We start from the raw sequence: 18,825 nt of genomic DNA, 5'->3' as shown, positions 1-18,825 counted from the left end.
TTGACATTGTCGCAGTTGGCGATTTATTTTGAAGGGCGGCTGAATAATGTGATGACGCTGTAGAATTTTTAACGTGACACAGAATTCTGAACGCTCTCAAAGAGTCTAAAGAACATTTCGATTTTATGCTATTAAAAAGTATGTTTGGTAATAAATATCAGGTTTTTATCTGATATTATGGTGTTTGAAATTAATACTGATAACTGACGTATGTTCGTCTTGTTAATTCTCCGTTTCGTTATCAAAGGCGCTATATCGGAAAGCGTCTGACTACCCCTTGTGATTTCCCTGCACTCTCACAAGCGCTACTCAATGCGCATACCGGCATCTCTCTTGTCGCCATTTGCCTTAAACCATGCTTCGCTTACCGCTGCGTACAGCAGGAAGAAAAACGGTAAAGCAATAAGTGCGCAACATTTCAATTTTCATCCTGTTCTGACCTCGCTTTTTCATTTCTGCTATACACTTTCTGGAGATTGTTGTTCAACCTATTAAGGCATAACGGATGGCTAACTTTCCCGCCAGCTTACTGATCCTCAATGGCAAAAGCGCTGATAACCAGCCGCTACGTGAGGCCATTACTCTACTTCGCGACGAAGGTATACAGATTCACGTTCGGGTAACCTGGGAAAAAGGCGACGCGCAGCGTTACGTTGATGAAGCCCGTAGACTGGGCGTGGAAACGGTGATTGCCGGCGGCGGAGACGGTACCATTAATGAAGTGTCGACCGCGCTCATCCAGATCCGCGACGGCGTAGCCCCTGCACTGGGCCTTTTGCCGCTCGGCACTGCCAACGATTTTGCCACCAGCGCCGGTATTCCTGAAGCGCTGGACAAAGCGCTGAAACTGGCGATTGCCGGAAACGCGATGGAAATTGATATGGCCAGAGTCAATGATAAAACCTGTTTTATCAATATGGCGACGGGCGGTTTTGGCACCCGCATTACCACCGAAACGCCGGAAAAACTTAAAGCCGCGTTGGGCGGCGTCTCCTATCTTATTCACGGTCTGATGAGAATGGATACGCTGACCCCTGACCGCTGCGAAATACGTGGCGAAAACTTTCACTGGCAGGGAGATGCGCTGGTGATCGGCATCGGCAATGGTCGTCAGGCCGGCGGCGGGCAGCAATTATGTCCCACCGCGTTGATTAACGACGGACTGTTACAGCTACGGATTTTTACCGGCGAAGAGCTGTTGCCGGCGCTGTTTTCCACGCTCACGCAGTCAGATGACAATCCGAATATTATTGACGGCGCCTCGGCGTGGTTTGATATTCATGCGCCGCATGAAATCACGTTCAATCTGGATGGCGAACCACTCAGCGGGCAAGAATTTCATATTGAGGTGCTGCCTGGCGCATTACGCTGTCGGCTGCCGCCAGACTGCCCGTTGCTACGTTAATAACACCAGTCGCTGGCCGGATGCGCTCACATCCGGCTTTTCTTCGTTGAACTCAGGCGATGGTGACTTTGCTATCCAGATAGACATCCTGTACGGCATTAATCAACTTCACGCCATCAGCCATCGATTTCTTAAAGGCTTTACGTCCCAGAATTAGCCCCATTCCACCGGCTCGTTTGTTGATCACCGCGGTACGAACCGCGTCGCCGAGATCAGTGTCACCGCCGTCCGCGCCGCCGGAGTTGATAAGCCCGGCGCGTCCCATATAGCAGTTCGCCAACTGGTAACGAACCAAATCAATCGGGTTATCGCTGGTCAGTTTGCTGTACACGCGATCGTCGGTATAGCCGAAGTTGACCGCTTTATAACCGCCATTATTCTCGGCCATTTTCTGTTTCACAATATCCGCACCAATCGTAGCGGCCAGATGGTTGGCTTGCCCCGTCAGGTCAGCGGATACATGGTAATCGACGCCGTCTTTTTTAAAGGAAGAATTACGCAGGTAAGCCCACAATACGGTCACCATACCCAGCTCATGCGCACGCTCAAAAGCGGCGGAGATCTCTTCAATCTGGCGACGGGACTGTTCCGAACCGAAATAGATCGTCGCGCCTACCGCCACGGCGCCCATATTGAACGCCTGCTCAACGCTGGCGTACAGGGTCTGATCGTACTCTGTCGGATAGCTCAATGTTTCGTTGTGATTCAGTTTGACCAAAAACGGAATACGGTGCGCATAGCGCCGTGAAACCGAGGCCAGTACGCCGTAGGTAGAGGCCACGCAGTTACAGCCGGCCTCAATCGCCAATTCAACAATATTTTTTGGGTCAAAGTAGCGCGGGTTGGCCGCAAAAGAAGCGCCGGCGGAGTGCTCCACTCCCTGATCGACGGGCAGTATCGAAAGGTATCCTGTTCCCGCCAGGCGTCCAGTATTATAGAGCGTCTGCATATTACGCAGAACGGCTGGTGGACGATTATTGTCAATCATCACCCGGTCAACGTAATCCTTGCCGGGTAGATAAAGCTGATCGGAAGGAATGGTCATACAACGATGCTTTAAAAGGCTGTCGGCGTCTTTGCCAAGCAACTGCGCAATATCAGTCATAGCTATGCTCCCGTAAGTTCCGATAGGGTATCGGAAGGTGAATAGTCCTGCCCCACAGATTGCGGGTCGCAATAAGCCTGGTACTGACCGACCATTTTTGCCAACTTTAGCGCATTTTTTCGGCGCTATCTGCTGACTCGATTCACGTCCGAAAAAGTGTTAGATCGGTCAAAATTAATGCTCAATGGTATTTAAAAGGTATTATTAAGTGGTATTGTCGTGGCGTACCTTACCTGTCATGAAGGATTCAAAAATGAAAACGACCTTTAAACTGTCGTTCATGATGTTCGTGGAGTGGTTTATCTGGGGCGCCTGGTTCGTCCCCCTGTGGCTATGGCTAAATAAAAGCGGGTTTTCCGCCGGTGAAATAGGCTGGTCTTATGCCTGTACCGCCATTGCGGCGATCCTGTCGCCGATTCTGGTCGGCTCCGTTACCGACCGTTTTTTCTCAGCGCAAAAAGTCCTGGCGGTACTGATGTTTGCAGGCGCCGTGCTGATGTATTTCGCGGCGCAGCAAACCACCTTCGCCGGATTCTTTCCGCTGCTTCTGGCCTATTCATTGACCTATATGCCGACCATCGCGCTGACAAACAGCATTGCCTTCGCTAACGTACCGGACGTTGAACGCGATTTTCCACGCATTCGCGTTATGGGAACCATTGGGTGGATAGCCTCCGGCCTCGCCTGTGGATTCCTGCCGCAAATGTTAGGCTATAACGATATTTCCCCCACCAACATTCCACTGCTCATAACCGCCGCAAGTTCAGCGTTGCTGGGCGTATTTGCGTTCTGTCTGCCAGACACGCCGCCAAAAAGCACCGGCAAGATGGATATTAAAGTGATGCTGGGGCTGGATGCGCTGGTCCTGCTGCGCGATAAAAACTTTCTCGTTTTCTTCTTCTGTTCCTTTCTGTTTGCGATGCCGCTGGCCTTCTACTACATCTTCGCTAACGGCTATCTGACGGAAGTGGGAATGAAGAACGCCACCGGCTGGATGACGCTCGGCCAGTTCTCTGAAATCTTCTTTATGCTGGCTCTGCCCTTTTTCACTAAGCGCTTTGGTATTAAAAAGGTATTATTACTTGGTCTTATTACCGCTGCGATCCGCTACGGCTTTTTTGTCTATGGCGGCGCGGAAACGTACTTCACTTATGCCCTGCTGTTCCTCGGTATTTTGCTGCACGGCGTGAGTTACGATTTCTACTACGTCACCGCCTACATTTATGTCGATAAAAAAGCGCCGGTTCATATGCGTACCGCTGCGCAAGGGCTTATCACCCTCTGCTGTCAGGGATTCGGCAGCCTGCTGGGCTATCGTCTCGGCGGCGTGATGATGGAAAAAATGTTTGCTTATCCGCAACCGGTTAACGGTCTGACATTCAACTGGGCGGGCATGTGGACGTTTGGCGCAGTGATGATTGCCGTCATCGCGCTACTGTTTATGATTTTCTTTCGCGAATCGGACAAAGAGATCACTGCTATTGACGATCGCGATATTGCGTTGACACAAGGGGAAGTAAAATGAAAGCAGAACGTATTCTCGGTGCTCTTTACGGGCAAGCGTTAGGGGATGCGATGGGAATGCCCTCTGAGCTGTGGCCGAGAACGCGCGTCAAAGCGCATTTCGGCTGGATTGACCGCTTTCTGCCCGGGCCAAAAGAGAATAATGCCGCCTGCTATTTTAACCGCGCGGAGTTTACGGATGATACCGCAATGGCGCTCTGCCTGGCCGACGCGCTACTCGAATGCGAAGGCAACATTGATCCCGAGATTATTGGGCGTAACATCCTCGCCTGGGCGGAACGCTTTGATGCGTTCAATAAAAATGTACTCGGCCCGACGTCAAAAATTGCGCTGAACGCGATTCGCGACGGCAAACCCATCGCGGCGCTGGAAAACAACGGCGTGACTAACGGCGCGGCCATGCGCGTTTCGCCGTTGGGCTGCCTGTTGCCGCCAACTAACCTGACAGCCTTTATAGCAGAAGTAGCGTTAGCCTCCAGCCCGACGCATAAATCCGATCTGGCGGTGGCTGGCGCCGTGGTTGTCGCCTGGGCCGTCTCGCGAGCGGTTAACGGCGACACGTGGCAAAGTATTGCCGACTCGCTCCCCGCCGTCGCCCATCAGGCGCAGACAGCGCGTATTACCACGTTTAGCGCCTCGCTATCGGCACGTCTGGAACTGGCGCTAAACATTGTCCGCCACGCCGACGGCGTCGAATCTGCCAGCGAACAGCTCTATCAGATCATCGGCGCGGGAACCAGCACCATTGAATCGGTTCCCTGCGCTATCGCCATGGTGGAACTGGCGAATACCGATCCTAACCGCTGTGCCGTGCTGTGCGCTAACCTCGGCGGCGATACCGACACTATCGGCGCGATGGCTACCGCCATTTGCGGCGCGTTGCACGGGGTAAGCGCCATTAACCCCCAGTTAAAGCAAACGCTGGACGAGGTTAATCAGCTGGATTTTGCGCGCTATGCCGTTGCGCTGGCGAGTTATCGTCAACGGCGGGAGGCACTATGAACGGCGCACGGTTGCTGACATTATTACCGACCCTGCATACCCGGCGTCCGCTCACCGTTATCGGCGCGGCAGTGATCGATATCATTGCCGACGCCTGGACGTTGCCGCGTCGCGGAGGCGATATTGAACTGCAACAACAAAGCGTCAATGTCGGCGGCTGTGCGCTGAATATTGCCGTGGCGTTGAAACGACTGGGGATTGACGCCAGCAATGCGCTGCCGCTGGGCCAGGGCGTGTGGGCGGAGAGGATTCGCCGCCGTCTGGCAAAAGAGGGATTATCCAGCGTGATTGACGCGGTTGAAGGGGATAACGGCTGGTGTCTGGCGTTAGTCGAACCGGATGGCGAACGCACGTTTATGTCTTTTAGCGGCGTGGAAAACCAGTGGAATGCGGACTGGCTGTCGCAGCTCAGGACACCGCGGGGCAGTCTTGTCTACCTGTCCGGTTATCAACTGGCCTCGTCCTGTGGCGAACCACTGATCCAGTGGCTGGAAACCGTCGACGATGTAACGCCTTTTATCGATTTTGGCCCGCGAATCGGTGATATTACAGACGATGCAATGGCGCGCATTATGGCCTGCCGGCCCATCGTCTCCCTCAACCGCCAGGAAGCCATCATCGCTGCGGAACGCGCCGGGCTTGCGACCGATACGCGCACTTTCGGCGAAGCATGGGTAAAACGCTTTTCCGCGCCGCTGGTGGTGCGCCATGATAAAGACGGAGCGTGGTATTTTAGCGCGCAATCTTCCGGCGTTGTGCCAGCGTTTCCGGCAACCGTGGTGGATACCATCGGCGCGGGCGACAGCCATGCTGGCGGCGTGCTGGCAGGACTGGCGTCAGGCTGGTCGCTCGCGGATGCCGTACTGCTGGGAAATGCGGTGGCAAGCTGGGTGGTCGGGCATCGCGGCGGCGACTGCGCGCCCACGCGCGAGGCGCTACTCCTCGCACACAAAAACGTATAGGTCGCTACGACAATAACTGATGCTGTATTCAATAGGCCGCTGCTGCTGATCGAGCGCCACCTGCTTAATCACCAGCACCGGCACTTTACCATCCATTTGAATATGCGACTGAAACTCATCATCCGGCATCCGGGCGCTGACGCGGGATCGGGTACGCTGAGGGTAAATGTGCTGGCGACGAAAATAGTCATACAACGAAATGCCAATCGCGTCGACATCATGAATCAGATGCGCGGGCACCCAGGACTCTTCAATCGATACCGCGTCCTCATCAACATAACGAATGCGTTTGAGTAAAAAGACGTCGCTGCCTGCGGGGATCGCCAGGTGCTGCGCGACCTCATCCGGACAACTTACCACGCGTTTGTTAACCCATAGCGTATCCGGTTTTTTGCCGCGCAAGACAACCTGCTGAGAAAATCCCCGCGCCTCTTTCAGGGAATATTCAAAGATATTATTGATTTGCGTACCGTAGCCACGGGCGCGCGTGACGACACCCTCTTCTTCCAGCGCCTGCATCGCTTTCCGTACCGTGATGCGCGAGACGCCGGTAAGCTGGCTGAGATCGCGTTCGCCAGGCAAAATATTACCGTGCTCAAGAATACCGCTGCGCACGGCATCCTTTACCGTCTGGGCGAATTTCATGTATAGCGGCGTATTATCCGCCGCTGAAATTCGTTCATTCAGTTGCGCGATGAGCCGGGTATGCGCTTGTTCCATTTATCTTTCCTGACGACGGGTCTGTAGGCAGTATACTACCACCACGCGTGGAAATGATGTACCGGACCAATGCCCTTCCCCACTTCCAGCGTGTCCGCCTGCGCCAACGCCGCCGAAAGCCATGCCTTCGCCTCGTTTACCGTCTCTCCCCAACAGCGATGCCGGGGCCGTAACGCCGCCAGCGCCGCCGACAGCGTACAGCCCGTTCCATGCGTATTTTTGGTGTTCACACGCGGCGCGCTAAAACGTTGCTCGCCCTCACGGGTAAAGAGCCAGTCCGGGCTTTGCGCATCCTCTAAATGCCCGCCTTTCATTAATACCGCTTCACACCCCATCGCCAGTAACGCCCGCCCCTGCGCCAGCATCTCCTGTTCCGTACGCGCATGGGGCGCATCCAGCAATGCTGCGGCTTCCGGCAAATTAGGCGTAATCAGCGATACCTGCGGCAACAGCCGGACGCGTAATGTTTCTATCGCAGAGGGCGAGAGCAGCGGATCGCCGCTTTTCGCCAGCATCACCGTATCCAGCACCACATTACGTACATGATGACGCTGTAGTCGCTCCGCCACGGCCTCGACAATATCGGTTTCCGCCAGCATCCCGATTTTTGTGGTATCAATGCGCACATCGCTGAACACGGAATCAAGTTGAGCGGCGACAAAGTCCGGCTCTATCCGGTACACCGACTGTACGCCACAGGTATTTTGCGCCACCAGCGCGGTGATGACCGAACAGCCATACGCGCCCAGCGCGGAAAAGGTCTTGAGATCCGCCTGGATACCGGCCCCGCCGCTGGGATCGGTGCCGGCAATCGTCAGCGCATTAATTCTCTTCATTGGCCGCCTCCACATCCAGATGATAGAGCGCATCAAGAAAAGCAGGGATGAAGCTGCCCGGTCCTTCGCTACGCTCTGCCGCGGCCTGTCCAGCCAGTTTCATCCAGCAGCAGGCCGACGCGACATTGTCCAGCGCGGCGCCCGGTAACGCGCAGCTGGCGGCGACGACCGCCGACAACGCGCAGCCGGTGCCTACAATGCGAGTCATTAACGGATCGCCGCCGGGAATGCTCAGCGTGCGCTGACCGTTAGTGACGTAATCTACCTCTCCGGTAACCACAACGATGCAGTCTATCTGACGCGCCAGCGCCTGCGCCGCAGGCAGTGCGGCCAACGCCGCCTCGGTGGTATCTACGCCGCGTCCGCCCAGCGCCATGCCGGATAACGCCAGGATTTCCGAGGCGTTGCCGCGTATTGCCGCCGGGCGCAGGGACAAGAGATCCAGGCAAAATCGCCGACGAAATTCCAGCGCGCCCACCGCGACAGGATCAAGCGTCCACGGCGTTTTGGCATCATAAGCGCTTTCTACCGCCCCACGCATCGCGTCAGCGCGTGAGGCGGTTAATGTTCCGACATTAACCAGCAAGGCGTTGGCGATGGCGGCAAACGGTCTGGCCTCGACGGGATCAATCACCATGGCGGGTGAAGCGCCCAGCGCCAGCAACGTATTGGCGGTAAACGTTTGTACAACGTCATTCGTCATACAGTGCGTAAGCGGGGAGAGCGCGCGAAAGTGTTTTAACGTATGCGCCGCAAGCGTGCGGCAGTGCAGGTCAGGCTGCATGGTTCAGCTCCTGCCCGCGTGAAGAAGGGACACGAGCAGTGTCAGACTTCCCTACGCTGGCATTATCCAGATCAGGTGGTACGGGTATTTCTCAGCCTTCACAAAGAAGGGCACCCCGAGTCGTCAAGCCCCACCGTGTTAAGCGGGGTTTCGCTATTAAGCATACTGTCTGCGCCAGACAATGTAAATTTACAGCCAGCGGCGGACGATAATTTCAGCGTTATCAGATAGTTCTCAAAACCTATTCGGTTCTGACAAACTTGCTGGCGGATATGTTGCTGCACGACGCTTTCGTTTACACTTTTTACGAAAAGGGGCGTGAGATAACAAAATAGCGCTTGTCAGATACGCCACCAGCAGAAATGATACACACGATGTTAACTGACCCGCATATGTGGAGGGTAAAAGTATGAAAAGTAAGTTGCTGCCTTGCGCGCTGTTGCTTGCAACCAGTTTTGCATGGGCCGCCCCCGCGACAACGGGCATTGATCAATATGAGTTAAAAAGCTTTATCGCCGACTTCACCCACTTCAAGCCCGGCGATACCGTTCCGCAGATGTACCGCACCGATGAGTACAATATTAAACAGTGGAAATTACGTAATCTGCCCGCGCCAGATGCCGGTACTCACTGGACCTATATGGGCGGCGCGTATGTACTGATTAACGATACCGATGGAAAAATCATCAAAGCCTATGATGGCGAGATTTTTTATCATCGATAAAAAAGCACACTCTCCGTTAAGGAGAGTGTGCTTAGCATTGATTACTGATAACTTGTAATAATATAAACACTACTTTTTACATTGCCCGGTTGGACGTTACCATATTTATAGTATTGTACACCCAGCTTCAGTTCTGAAGCTTCAGTCATTTCTTTATTATACCCTAACAGTTGCCTTTTCTCATCAGAGTTTACATGAATAAGGCTATCATTAAGGAAAATTTTAAACCCAACATTTTTTGCACTATCGGCGCTTGTTAATTCATTTGCCAAATAATCTCCATTGGTTGCTGAAACGGCAGAAAAATGATAATTTACAATACTTGTCGTCATTCCCAGCCCTCCATCACATGTAAATTTCAGTGCATCAGGAAAGTATTCGACCTGAGCATTACCAGCCAACAGATCACTTAATGAAATAGGAGGCAATGTAATCTCATTATTAGACAAAGAACATGTTGTCTTAGTAAAAAATATTTTTATCGGCACTTTAAAACTATATTCATGGTTGGTGTTATCATGAGCACAAATAACTGCACCATGACAATCCAATGGTTTAACTTTGATATAATTTCCTAACAAAAAAACTTCACCTGCAGATTTGGCTTCAATACTATTATCATCTGCCTCCACTTTTACCACCTTAGCCAACACCTTGTATTTTAAGTTATTGTTTAGTTTACTGGCTTGAGAAGTCTCATTGGCTTTTTGTTTTCCTGTTTGGCTACCGTCAACAAACAATGTCACATCAACATACAACCTATGTCCGCTACCATCATTTATTTTATATCTTACAGTCTCCCCATTACCACTTGAATACGTTGTCTTAAAGCGGTTTTCTACAGCAGTCCCTCCCATACAATGGAATCCAGAGAAAGAATCTGGAAATACCATTGATACTTCTTTTTCAAAAACATTCCTGCTATCTAATTTAATTTCAATTACATCCTCTATTTTTGTATTACTAGCAGATTCCGGATTTATAATATAACAATACGCTTGCAAATTTGAAGATATAAAAATCATAAACAACATCAATAAATATCTCATGACATTCCTCACCGACAAATATAAACTTTACTTTCATCAATCGTTTTGCCGAAAGTGATTGAGCATGAAAGTCCCTGTTGTTTATCAATCGCCACATTTATTTCCGGCGGTACTTCATTGGTGCGAATAAAGAGCTGGCTTCCCTGGCCTACCACGCCAATATTATGTCCATGAATATCCTCTACTTCGTAACCAAAGGTCAGCGGTGAACCATCGGGACGCTGCGCCCGGATATACCAAGGTTTACGTTGGTCGGTATCAAACGTCGCCAGAACGACTGCCCCCCGATATGGGGCTGTATTACGCCGATTCCCTTGCAGATCGGTTTCACTATTAGTGTTGGAGACATCCAGCATCAAGTGGTTTTCACGATACGGCGTTAAACCATCGTAGACCACCACGCCATTACGGTTGGTGGTGCGGTATTTCTGCCCATTAACATACGCTCCTTCCAGGCCCGGCGCATGCATCACGGCAAACGTTTCCGACAGTCGGTTGGCTAAATTCACGCCCCCAGACCAGGCCACCAGCCCCCCGGAAATACTGCCGCCAGTTTGTGTATATTTAGACGACTGACTATAGCTGCCGTTAAGCGTCGCAACTGGCGCATTCCACGTCAGATTTCCGCCAGCCGTTGTCTCGCTGTCCTGCCGTTGATGGCTGAGATTCACCCCATAGTTAAACTGATCGCGACTGCCTGCGGTGCCGGAAAGCCCGGTATTATTTGACGCAAAACCGTCATCATCAAAGGTCGTTGAGTTAGACACATACAAATGCCTGCGCGGAGCGCTAATATCATCTCCCCAATCGAACGGAATAGAGATAAAGACGTTAAAACGCTTATCTTCGTGATGATCTTCATCGTAAGTCTGGCTGGCGGAAAAGGTATAGCTAATCCGTTGCCAGCTATTGGAATAGCTCAGCTGATAATCTTTACTGTTACCGCTACGCCCCCAATAATCACGCCACAGCGTGCTCAAAGATACAGAGCCCCAGCCCTGCGGCAAAGATTGGCTGACGTTCGCCGAAAAACTGTTCTTACGACCAAAATCGTTCTGATAATAATCCGCAATGTCGTACACATCATTTTCATCACGATCATAGCTGTCTTTGTTATTGGCCCAAACGTGATCGTTAAACGTTCGGTAATCTCGTGACGAGTAACGATAGGCAGCAAGCCCAAAACGGGTGGCGGTTTGCGTCAAATACTTGTTATAGGCAATCTGGTAACTTTGCCCGTCAAACACATCACCATTGTCTTGCTTGCTATGCGATTGTGTCATATCGACGGAAATCGCGCCGATACGCGTATTCCAGCCAGTACCCAACGTAAATGCATTGTAGTTATCCGCCAGCATGGTGCCGCCGTACAGCGTTAAGAGATTATTCAGCCCGTATTGGTAGCTCATCTGCGCAAAATCGGTCTGGTTGCTGGCGCCTTCGATATGGCTACGCCCTGCCGCAAAATCATATTTTGAAACACCCGGCTGCAACATATTGGGCACCGCAGCATAGGGCACCAGATAGGTTGTTACCGATCCGTCAGCCTCTTTGACGCTAACATCAAGATCCGCACCGCCGCCTGCCAACTGTAAATCCGCAATAGAGAACGGGCCTGGCGGAACCTCTTTCTGGTAAACCACAAAACCGTTCTGTTCGATGGTGACCAGCGCGTTACTTTGCGCAATCCCCTGCACCAGCGGCGTAAAATTCTGTTTTGAGTTCGGCAGCATCTGCATATCGCGATACAGCCGTACGCCACGAAAACGCACCGCATCAAAAATATCTGATGAGGTATACATATCCCCGGCACGCAGAGTGCCCAGAATTTGTGGGATGCCGCGCTCCAGATACAGGGTGTTGCTTTTCCACTCCCCGCTGCTGTCATCGGTTTTGTTATAGCTGGCATCGGAATGCAGCTGCCAGCCCAGCAGGTTTAACCCGCTGGTGAAACGCGCGTAGGTACTTTTACTGTTGCCAGAATCCTTATAGTCGCTGTAATACTGGCTGGCATAGTACGAGGTATAGAAGGCATTAATGCCACGATCCCAGTTTTCCGGAGGAACATACCCTTGCTCAAGTTCATCGACAAACGCCTGTGGAACGCTAAGATCCAGACGAAACGTGCCAATATTCCAGGCATAACTGCCCCCTTGTACCGCCTGCTTCAAGGTTGGGCATTCATTCTGCTTGTCCAACGCTTGTATATTTATCCCCAGACGCGTTAATGCATCGCGGGATAAACAGGTGTCATCCGGATTATCCTTAACAGTAATATCATACTTACCACGCCACTGCTTATTGACGTAGATGTCAATATCATATTGGCCTGGCAGGGGTTGGTTATCATCGAGGCGAAAATCAGAAACCCTCTCACCTTTCATTCCACCCATCATAAAATTTGTATCAAACGTTTCTTCTGCGGCATGGGCATCAATGCCGAGTAGCAACAGTAATACCGCCGAAGCAATCGGAGTCATCCTTAACATAACCAGCTCCTGTTATTTTAAGCTGACGTTATCGCTAATATAATTACCGTGATCGTCAATAATGGTCATTTTATACTGATTGGCATTAGCACTTTTTAATGCCACATCTGCACTGGAGAGCGGTGCAAGCATAATACTTTCGTTATTTATTTTAACACCATTAACTTTAACTTCTATTATCGTGACCCAATTAGCTGTATCATTCTGAATAGAATAACTACTAGCAGTACGTTTCATGGACAGTTTCTGAAAAGTACCTCTATTAACTGGGGCAATTCCTTTAGGCCGATAGAATAATTTGATGCGATTCTGCATGGCAAATTTCAATACATTTTTACCGGTACTATTTGGATTGTTTGGTGGAATATCCAGTACGTTGAGATAAAACAAACTTTCTTTATTATTTGGTAGCATGTTTGGCATTTTTTTAATTTTAATCTGCTGACCTGAATCCCCAGCCACCTTCGCAACAGGAGGTGTTAGCAAAAATGGAACCTTAATCTTTTCCGGTGGTAACGATGTATCTCCATCATCAATCCACGACTGAACCAATGAAGAACGCCCACCCTGATTCATTAACTGCACCAGTACTTCATTTTTCTCTGCTGGATAGATAATGCGAGTACCGTAAATAACCACACCGGCATTTGCCGTTGAAATGAAGAACAGCGAAAAAAAAAGAAGTTTTTTCATGGGTAACTACCTTATAAAAGGCCGGCAGGTTATGCCGGCCTACAAATCAATTATATGCAGCTTGCAGTGTTACGGTAGCGTTCACATCCCCTGACGTTACTGCGTCAGTACCTTGCTTAGCATAATAAACATCCAGTGGAATCGTATAGATCTTATCTGAGTCAAAATCTGTGGCTCCCACGATGATATTATTTGAGCTATGATCAACAGCTTTGTTTTTATATTTCAAAGCAAAACCGACACCTTTAGCACCATCAGGTAACGTATTTCCAATTACACCTTCAGCATCTAAAGTTGGTGCCTTGACAGTAATATTCAGACTTTTTCCTTCTTCAATACCTGGGCAGTAAATTTTGAGATGTGTGGTCTGTTCCGTAATTGGTGTATAAACCGAACCGGGACTCATCGTATCAAATACATTAGTTTCAACCTGACTTAACACCACATCCTCTGAATTATTTCCTGACACAAACTGGCATGATGTTCCAACTACTGTGCCAATAATGTTTAAAGTTCCGGTATCTTCAGCAAACGCCCCAGCACTCATAAATACAGCAGACAGTACAGCAGCAGAAATAATTGAACGTTTCATAGTATCTTCCTTAATAAAATAATTTCTATTTGTTAAGAGGGTTAACTCTTGGATTTAAATTCGCACACCAAAAACGTTACTGCAATGTAAACGTGTTGTTTTATTGATTTAAAACAAGTTACAAATATCAATATAGTTGTAGCAAATAAGTGAAGGTGAGTACTATTTTAAAATTTAATAAATTAGCGTAATTAATTGACAATAATTATTTGTACCGCAAATAAAAAAGCCTCTATCATTCATTGAAATGATAGAGGCTTAATAAACAATATATTTTCTTAGTCGTAGCGATTTAACACTATCTGTCGTGTGGAATCCCCAGGAACAGCGATAATTTCAGTAACAATGCCTTGTGCAGGAGTGGGGGTAACATTGTTAATATCTGTATGATGAAGAGTCTGACCACATCGCTGCTGCACCGTATTATTCACAACATCAGTACTGCATGTTGGTTCAACAACCCTCCCGGTAATGGTTAAGGTTGCCGTATCAGAAGCCAAAGCCTGTAAACTCATTCCATAAGCCAGAGTTATAAATCCCAAGAATAAACTTTTCTTCATTGCGTTCATTATTCCTGTTTTAAGTGGAAAACAGCGTACAAGCCATTTTTCCGTTGAATTATGTATTAACGTCCCTGCTAAAACCAATTGGAATGGTAGATTAATGAGATAGGTTTGATCAATTCAAATGATGCATTGAGGCGAATTATTCAGAAAAAGGCATGGATTATACAGGCAGGATAAACAATATTACGCAGCTTTTCCATTCCATATATTCATCGCATCAATATATCATTGATGCGATGAATAAGATTTAACACCAGAAATTACACCGCGCGGAAGGCGATTTCACCCGGAATCACTTCACCCTGCCAGTAAAGCTGTGCCGCAACGCGATCGGCCAGTTCGCGATAGATCGCGGTAAACTCGCTCTCCGGACGGCTAACCACCGTCGGCGTACCACGATCGAGATCTTCGCGCAGACTAATATGCAACGGCATCTGACCCAGAAGCTGAGTATGGTATTTTTCCGCCAGCTTCTGCGCGCCGCCCGTGCCGAAGATCGGTTCGTGATGGCCGCAGTTGCTACAAATATGCATACTCATATTTTCCACAATGCCGAGCACCGGCACTTCCACCTTCTCGAACATCACGATACCTTTTTTGGCGTCGATTAGCGCGATATCCTGCGGCGTGGTCACCACCACCGCGCCGGTAACAGGAATGTTCTGCGCCAGCGTTAGCTGAATATCCCCGGTTCCCGGCGGCATATCCAGTACCAGATAATCCAGATCCGGCCACAGCGTCTCCTGTAACATCTGCATCAGCGCCTTACTGGCCATTGGGCCGCGCCATACCATCGCGTTATCGTCAGTCACCAGATAGCCGATCGAGTTGGTCGCCAGGCCGTGAGACATAATCGGCGCCATATGCGTACCGTCTGGCGATGTCGGGCGCTGATCTTCTGCGCCAAGCATGGTTGGGATCGACGGACCGTAAATATCGGCATCGAGAACCCCGACCTTTGCGCCTTCAGCCGCTAACGCCAGCGCCAGGTTTACCGCCGTGGACGATTTACCCACCCCGCCTTTACCGGAGCTCACGGCAATGATGTTTTTCACGCCATTAATGCCAGGCTGATTTTTGACGCGTTTCAGCGTCGCAATGTTGTACGACAGTTTCCAGTCGATCGCTTTTGCGCCCGTAATACGTAACAGATCGGCGCTGCATTGCTCTTTTAAGACCTCAAACGCGCTGTTCCAGACGAACGGCATGACCAGCTCAACGTGCAGCGTATCATCCATCCAGGCGACGTGGTGCAACGCCTTAAGCGTGGTGAGGTTATGCTTCAGGGTTGGGTGCTGAAAATTCGCCAGCGTCCCGGCGACCATCGCTCGCAGGGTATCTGGTGATTTGGCCTGGGATTGTTCGTTCATCCCGACTCCTTTTGTAGTTCTGAAAAGTACGATTGTAACTTTGTAGTTTACTCCAGCGGTAACAATTATTCATTTACGGATAAATGCCCTTATCGATTGGCGCAGTAATTACCATTTTGGTACTATCAAAGCCCTTTTTTACAACAGAAGAAGTAATACCCACTATGACTCAAGTCGCGAAGAAAATTCTGGTAACGTGCGCGCTGCCGTACGCCAACGGCTCTATCCACCTCGGCCATATGCTGGAGCACATCCAGGCTGATGTCTGGGTCCGTTACCAGCGAATGCGCGGCCATGAGGTTAACTTCATCTGTGCCGATGACGCTCATGGCACGCCGATCATGCTGAAAGCGCAGCAGCTTGGTATTACGCCGGAGCAAATGATCGGTGAAATGAGCCAGGAGCACCAGACCGATTTCGCCGGTTTTAATATTAGCTACGACAACTACCACTCAACGCACAGCGACGAGAATCGCGAGCTGTCCGAGCTGATTTATACGCGCCTGAAAGAGAACGGTTTTATTAAGAACCGCACTATCTCTCAACTCTACGATCCGGAAAAAGGCATGTTCCTGCCGGACCGATTTGTGAAAGGCACCTGCCCGAAATGTAAATCCGCAGACCAGTACGGCGATAACTGCGAAGTCTGCGGCGCAACTTACAGCCCGACCGAACTTATTGAGCCGAAATCCGTGGTGTCCGGCGCGACGCCGGTAATGCGTGACTCCGAGCACTTTTTCTTTGACCTGCCGTCATTCAGCGAAATGCTGCAGGCGTGGACCCGCAGCGGCGCGCTGCAGGAGCAGGTGGCGAACAAAATGCAGGAATGGTTTGAATCCGGCCTCCAGCAGTGGGACATTTCCCGCGACGCGCCGTATTTTGGTTTCGAAATCCCGAACGCGCCGGGCAAATATTTCTACGTCTGGCTGGACGCGCCGATTGGCTATATGGGCTCCTTCAAAAATCTGTGCGATAAGCGCGGTGACACGACCAGTTTTGATGAGTACTGGAAAAAAGACTCCGACGCCGAACTGTACCACTTTATCGGCAAAGACATCGTCTATTTCCACAGCCTGTTCTGGCCTGCCATGCTGGAAGGCAGCCACTTCCGTAAGCCGACCAACCTGTTCGTTCACGGTTACGTGACGGTGAACGGCGCGAAGATGTCTAAGTCGCGCGGCACCTTTATTAAGGCCAGCACCTGGCTGAAACACTTTGACGCCGACAGCCTGCGCTACTACTACACCGCGAAGCTTTCTTCACGCATTGATGACATCGACCTGAACCTGGAAGACTTTGTCCAGCGCGTCAATGCCGATATTGTCAATAAAGTAGTCAACCTGGCCTCGCGTAACGCCGGTTTTATCAATAAGCGTTTCGACGGCGTGCTGGCGGCTGAACTGGCCGATCCGCAATTGTATAAAACCTTTACTGACGCCGCTGCGGTGATTGGCGAAGCATGGGAAAGCCGTGAATTCGGTAAAGCTATCCGTGAGATTATGGCGCTGGCCGACGTCGCTAACCGTTATGTTGACGAGCAAGCGCCGTGGGTGGTGGCTAAACAAGAAGGCCGCGACGCGGACCTGCAGGCCATTTGCTCGATGGGCATCAACCTGTTCCGCGTGCTGATGACGTATCTGAAACCGGTACTGCCGACGCTTTCTGAACGCGTTGAAGCCTTCCTGAACAGCGAACTGAACTGGGATGCTATTGAACAGCCGTTGCTCGGTCACAAGGTCAACACCTTTAAGGCGCTCTACAATCGCATCGACATGAAGCAAGTTGAAGCGCTGGTTGAAGCGTCTAAAGAAGAGGTGAAAGCCGCAGCCGCGCCGGTTACCGGCCCGTTAGCCGACTTCCCGATTCAGGAAACCATCACCTTTGACGATTTCGCCAAAATTGACCTGCGCGTAGCATTGATTGAAAATGCTGAGTTCGTAGATGGTTCTGACAAATTGCTGCGCCTGACGCTGGATCTGGGCGGCGAGAAGCGTAACGTCTTCTCCGGCATTCGTTCCGCCTATCCGGACCCGCAGGCGCTGATTGGCCGCCAGACGGTAATGGTCGCCAACCTCGCGCCGCGCAAAATGCGCTTTGGCGTCTCCGAGGGAATGGTGATGGCCGCAGGACCTGGCGGGAAAGATATCTTCCTGTTAAGCCCTGATGACGGCGCGAAGCCTGGCCAACAGGTGAAATAAGCAACAAGCCGGAGCATGCTCCGGCTTTTTTAACCGCTTAATCCTGACTGGCATATCGCCCCATCCGCGCGTTTTAACTTTTTCCTTAATAAGCAATAGCGTTAAGACTCCATATCCGGACTGCTAAATAACGGCTAAAAGTCATATTCTATCTCTCCCTGATACATTGCTATTACTGGGTTAAATTAATTCATTGAAATTATTTTAAAAGCCCAATCATTATATAAAATGGAGTTTTAGATGAAAATTTCTGGCAAGTTATTGTCCGCGGCTTTGGCTTCCGTACTGGTGTTCTCTCTTGCTGGCTGTGGCGATAAAGAAGAATCAAAGACCTTTAACGCAAACCTGGCGGGGACAGAAATTTCAATTACTTACACCTATAAAGGTGACAAAATCATTAAGCAGACGTCTGAAAGTAAAATCAGCTATGCCACTGTAGGCGCTAAAACGAAAGAAGATGCCGCCAAAATTCTCGATCCGCTGAGCGCGAAATATAAAAATATCGCCGGAGTGGAAGAAAAATTAACCTATGAAGATACCTATGCCCAGGAAAACGTCTCTGTGGATATGGAAAAAGTGGACTTTAAAGCGTTACAGCAAATCTCAGGGACAATGGTGTCCGGCGATACCAGCAAAGGTATCAGCATGAAACAAACCCAGACGCTGCTGGAAGCTGCTGGTTTTAAAGAAGCGAAATAACTGGCAGGCATAATGTATTGCATCGACTGGTAAAGTCGCTCAGGGCGCTGCTTCGGCAGCGTCTTTTCTTTATGAATTCCGAAAAAAGACAGCCTCGCTGTAAGTCC

Annotated in this window: 17 protein-coding genes and 1 riboswitch; of the genes, 7 read left to right on the top strand and 10 right to left on the bottom strand. The window is 50.2% G+C overall.

Going from position 1 to position 18,825, the window contains the following annotated elements:
• Window positions 1–505: 505 nt before the first annotated feature.
• On the top strand, window positions 506–1,405 hold the full coding sequence (gene yegS / locus ACLJR2_RS17025; RefSeq protein ID WP_001273393.1) for a lipid kinase YegS: 900 nt from the start codon (window positions 506–508) through the stop codon (window positions 1,403–1,405).
• A gap of 52 nt (window positions 1,406–1,457) precedes the next feature.
• Here yegS and fbaB read toward each other — a convergent pair whose 3' ends face one another.
• A complete protein-coding gene (gene fbaB, locus ACLJR2_RS17020) occupies window positions 1,458–2,510 on the bottom strand; it encodes a class I fructose-bisphosphate aldolase (RefSeq protein ID WP_000129584.1) in 1,053 nt (350 codons plus the stop codon).
• Between the two features lie 253 nt (window positions 2,511–2,763).
• Between fbaB and ACLJR2_RS17015 the strand changes: the two genes are divergently transcribed.
• Genes ACLJR2_RS17015 through ACLJR2_RS17005 form a run of 3 tightly spaced genes read left to right on the top strand, consistent with a single transcriptional unit; the run spans window position 2,764 to window position 5,998 of the window.
• The gene (locus ACLJR2_RS17015) at window positions 2,764–4,035 is read left to right on the top strand and encodes a nucleoside permease (RefSeq protein WP_000858692.1); all 1,272 of its coding nucleotides are present in this window, start codon (window positions 2,764–2,766) and stop codon (window positions 4,033–4,035) included.
• Window positions 4,032–5,036: an ADP-ribosylglycohydrolase family protein gene (locus ACLJR2_RS17010; protein ID WP_000642793.1), complete on the top strand. Its 1,005-nt coding sequence runs from the start codon at window positions 4,032–4,034 to the stop codon at window positions 5,034–5,036. The genes ACLJR2_RS17015 and ACLJR2_RS17010 overlap by 4 nt, the downstream gene beginning before the upstream one ends.
• Window positions 5,033–5,998, top strand: coding sequence for a PfkB family carbohydrate kinase (locus ACLJR2_RS17005; protein ID WP_001012656.1), 966 nt, complete (start codon window positions 5,033–5,035; stop codon window positions 5,996–5,998). The genes ACLJR2_RS17010 and ACLJR2_RS17005 overlap by 4 nt, the downstream gene beginning before the upstream one ends.
• Here ACLJR2_RS17005 and ACLJR2_RS17000 read toward each other — a convergent pair.
• From ACLJR2_RS17000 to thiM, 3 genes are read right to left on the bottom strand one after another with little or no spacing between them, the layout of a single operon-like run.
• The gene (locus tag ACLJR2_RS17000) at window positions 5,972–6,718 is read right to left on the bottom strand and encodes a GntR family transcriptional regulator (RefSeq protein ID WP_000434062.1); all 747 of its coding nucleotides are present in this window, start codon (window positions 6,716–6,718) and stop codon (window positions 5,972–5,974) included. The genes ACLJR2_RS17005 and ACLJR2_RS17000 overlap by 27 nt on opposite strands.
• Window positions 6,719–6,753: 35 nt before the next feature.
• Complete coding sequence (thiD, locus tag ACLJR2_RS16995; RefSeq protein ID WP_000822242.1) at window positions 6,754–7,554, bottom strand: bifunctional hydroxymethylpyrimidine kinase/phosphomethylpyrimidine kinase; 801 nt, start codon at window positions 7,552–7,554, stop codon at window positions 6,754–6,756.
• Entirely contained in the window at window positions 7,541–8,338 is a 798-nt protein-coding gene (thiM, locus tag ACLJR2_RS16990; protein WP_001182168.1) for a hydroxyethylthiazole kinase, read from the bottom strand. The genes thiD and thiM overlap by 14 nt, the downstream gene beginning before the upstream one ends.
• Window positions 8,339–8,369: 31 nt before the next feature.
• Window positions 8,370–8,466, bottom strand: a riboswitch (TPP riboswitch).
• 281 nt (window positions 8,467–8,747) lie between these two features.
• On the opposite strand from thiM, the gene rcnB reads away from it, so the two are divergent.
• Window positions 8,748–9,062 (top strand): Ni(II)/Co(II) efflux transporter accessory subunit RcnB, encoded by a 315-nt coding sequence (rcnB, locus tag ACLJR2_RS16985; protein WP_000837534.1) that lies wholly within the window; start codon window positions 8,748–8,750, stop codon window positions 9,060–9,062.
• A 41-nt stretch (window positions 9,063–9,103) separates the two neighbouring features.
• On the opposite strand, the gene ACLJR2_RS16980 is transcribed toward rcnB, so the two are convergent.
• The 6 genes from ACLJR2_RS16980 to apbC all read right to left on the bottom strand — a co-directional run bounded on the left by ACLJR2_RS16980 (window position 9,104) and on the right by apbC (window position 15,821).
• On the bottom strand, window positions 9,104–10,111 hold the full coding sequence (locus tag ACLJR2_RS16980) for a fimbrial protein (protein WP_001269812.1): 1,008 nt from the start codon (window positions 10,109–10,111) through the stop codon (window positions 9,104–9,106).
• 8 nt (window positions 10,112–10,119) lie between these two features.
• Window positions 10,120–12,600, bottom strand: coding sequence for a fimbrial biogenesis outer membrane usher protein (locus tag ACLJR2_RS16975; protein WP_000945357.1), 2,481 nt, complete (start codon window positions 12,598–12,600; stop codon window positions 10,120–10,122).
• 12 nt (window positions 12,601–12,612) lie between these two features.
• The gene (locus ACLJR2_RS16970; RefSeq protein ID WP_000734580.1) at window positions 12,613–13,293 is read right to left on the bottom strand and encodes a fimbria/pilus periplasmic chaperone; all 681 of its coding nucleotides are present in this window, start codon (window positions 13,291–13,293) and stop codon (window positions 12,613–12,615) included.
• 46 nt (window positions 13,294–13,339) lie between these two features.
• Window positions 13,340–13,885: a fimbrial protein gene (locus ACLJR2_RS16965; protein WP_000830494.1), complete on the bottom strand. Its 546-nt coding sequence runs from the start codon at window positions 13,883–13,885 to the stop codon at window positions 13,340–13,342.
• Between the two features lie 278 nt (window positions 13,886–14,163).
• Window positions 14,164–14,445, bottom strand: coding sequence for a DUF2574 family protein (locus ACLJR2_RS16960; protein WP_024134159.1), 282 nt, complete (start codon window positions 14,443–14,445; stop codon window positions 14,164–14,166).
• Window positions 14,446–14,711: 266 nt separating this feature from the next.
• Complete coding sequence (apbC, locus tag ACLJR2_RS16955) at window positions 14,712–15,821, bottom strand: iron-sulfur cluster carrier protein ApbC (protein WP_001005424.1); 1,110 nt, start codon at window positions 15,819–15,821, stop codon at window positions 14,712–14,714.
• Window positions 15,822–15,985: 164 nt separating this feature from the next.
• Here apbC and metG point away from each other — a divergent pair, with 164 nt between their 5' ends.
• Together metG and ACLJR2_RS16945 are read left to right on the top strand one after the other, a co-directional pair.
• Entirely contained in the window at window positions 15,986–18,019 is a 2,034-nt protein-coding gene (gene metG / locus ACLJR2_RS16950) for a methionine--tRNA ligase (RefSeq protein WP_000195334.1), read from the top strand.
• A 240-nt stretch (window positions 18,020–18,259) separates the two neighbouring features.
• Window positions 18,260–18,718 carry a YehR family lipoprotein gene (locus tag ACLJR2_RS16945; RefSeq protein WP_000703137.1) on the top strand — a complete coding sequence of 153 codons (459 nt, stop codon included), beginning with the start codon at window positions 18,260–18,262 and terminating at the stop codon, window positions 18,716–18,718.
• The last annotated feature ends 107 nt before the right edge of the window (window positions 18,719–18,825 follow it).

The sequence above is a fragment of the Salmonella sp. SAL03688 genome, assembly GCF_046551895.1.
GTDB classification, from domain to species: Bacteria; Pseudomonadota; Gammaproteobacteria; order Enterobacterales; family Enterobacteriaceae; genus Salmonella; species Salmonella enterica.
Note: the sequence above shows the minus strand (reverse complement) of the source record. Positions and strands in the feature narration are given on the sequence as shown.

What these genes read in the sequence shown, in the direction of transcription:
- yegS (WP_001273393.1), top strand. Translation starts at nt 506, where the DNA reads ATGGCTAACTTTCCCGCCAGCTTACTGATCCTCAATGGCAAAAGCGCT.
- fbaB (WP_000129584.1), bottom strand. Translation starts at nt 2,510, where the DNA reads ATGACTGATATTGCGCAGTTGCTTGGCAAAGACGCCGACAGCCTTTTA.
- ACLJR2_RS17015 (WP_000858692.1), top strand. Translation starts at nt 2,764, where the DNA reads ATGAAAACGACCTTTAAACTGTCGTTCATGATGTTCGTGGAGTGGTTT.
- ACLJR2_RS17010 (WP_000642793.1), top strand. Translation starts at nt 4,032, where the DNA reads ATGAAAGCAGAACGTATTCTCGGTGCTCTTTACGGGCAAGCGTTAGGG.
- ACLJR2_RS17005 (WP_001012656.1), top strand. Translation starts at nt 5,033, where the DNA reads ATGAACGGCGCACGGTTGCTGACATTATTACCGACCCTGCATACCCGG.
- ACLJR2_RS17000 (WP_000434062.1), bottom strand. Translation starts at nt 6,718, where the DNA reads ATGGAACAAGCGCATACCCGGCTCATCGCGCAACTGAATGAACGAATT.
- thiD (WP_000822242.1), bottom strand. Translation starts at nt 7,554, where the DNA reads ATGAAGAGAATTAATGCGCTGACGATTGCCGGCACCGATCCCAGCGGC.
- thiM (WP_001182168.1), bottom strand. Translation starts at nt 8,338, where the DNA reads ATGCAGCCTGACCTGCACTGCCGCACGCTTGCGGCGCATACGTTAAAA.
- rcnB (WP_000837534.1), top strand. Translation starts at nt 8,748, where the DNA reads ATGAAAAGTAAGTTGCTGCCTTGCGCGCTGTTGCTTGCAACCAGTTTT.
- ACLJR2_RS16980 (WP_001269812.1), bottom strand. Translation starts at nt 10,111, where the DNA reads ATGAGATATTTATTGATGTTGTTTATGATTTTTATATCTTCAAATTTG.
- ACLJR2_RS16975 (WP_000945357.1), bottom strand. Translation starts at nt 12,600, where the DNA reads ATGTTAAGGATGACTCCGATTGCTTCGGCGGTATTACTGTTGCTACTC.
- ACLJR2_RS16970 (WP_000734580.1), bottom strand. Translation starts at nt 13,293, where the DNA reads ATGAAAAAACTTCTTTTTTTTTCGCTGTTCTTCATTTCAACGGCAAAT.
- ACLJR2_RS16965 (WP_000830494.1), bottom strand. Translation starts at nt 13,885, where the DNA reads ATGAAACGTTCAATTATTTCTGCTGCTGTACTGTCTGCTGTATTTATG.
- ACLJR2_RS16960 (WP_024134159.1), bottom strand. Translation starts at nt 14,445, where the DNA reads ATGAAGAAAAGTTTATTCTTGGGATTTATAACTCTGGCTTATGGAATG.
- apbC (WP_001005424.1), bottom strand. Translation starts at nt 15,821, where the DNA reads ATGAACGAACAATCCCAGGCCAAATCACCAGATACCCTGCGAGCGATG.
- metG (WP_000195334.1), top strand. Translation starts at nt 15,986, where the DNA reads ATGACTCAAGTCGCGAAGAAAATTCTGGTAACGTGCGCGCTGCCGTAC.
- ACLJR2_RS16945 (WP_000703137.1), top strand. Translation starts at nt 18,260, where the DNA reads ATGAAAATTTCTGGCAAGTTATTGTCCGCGGCTTTGGCTTCCGTACTG.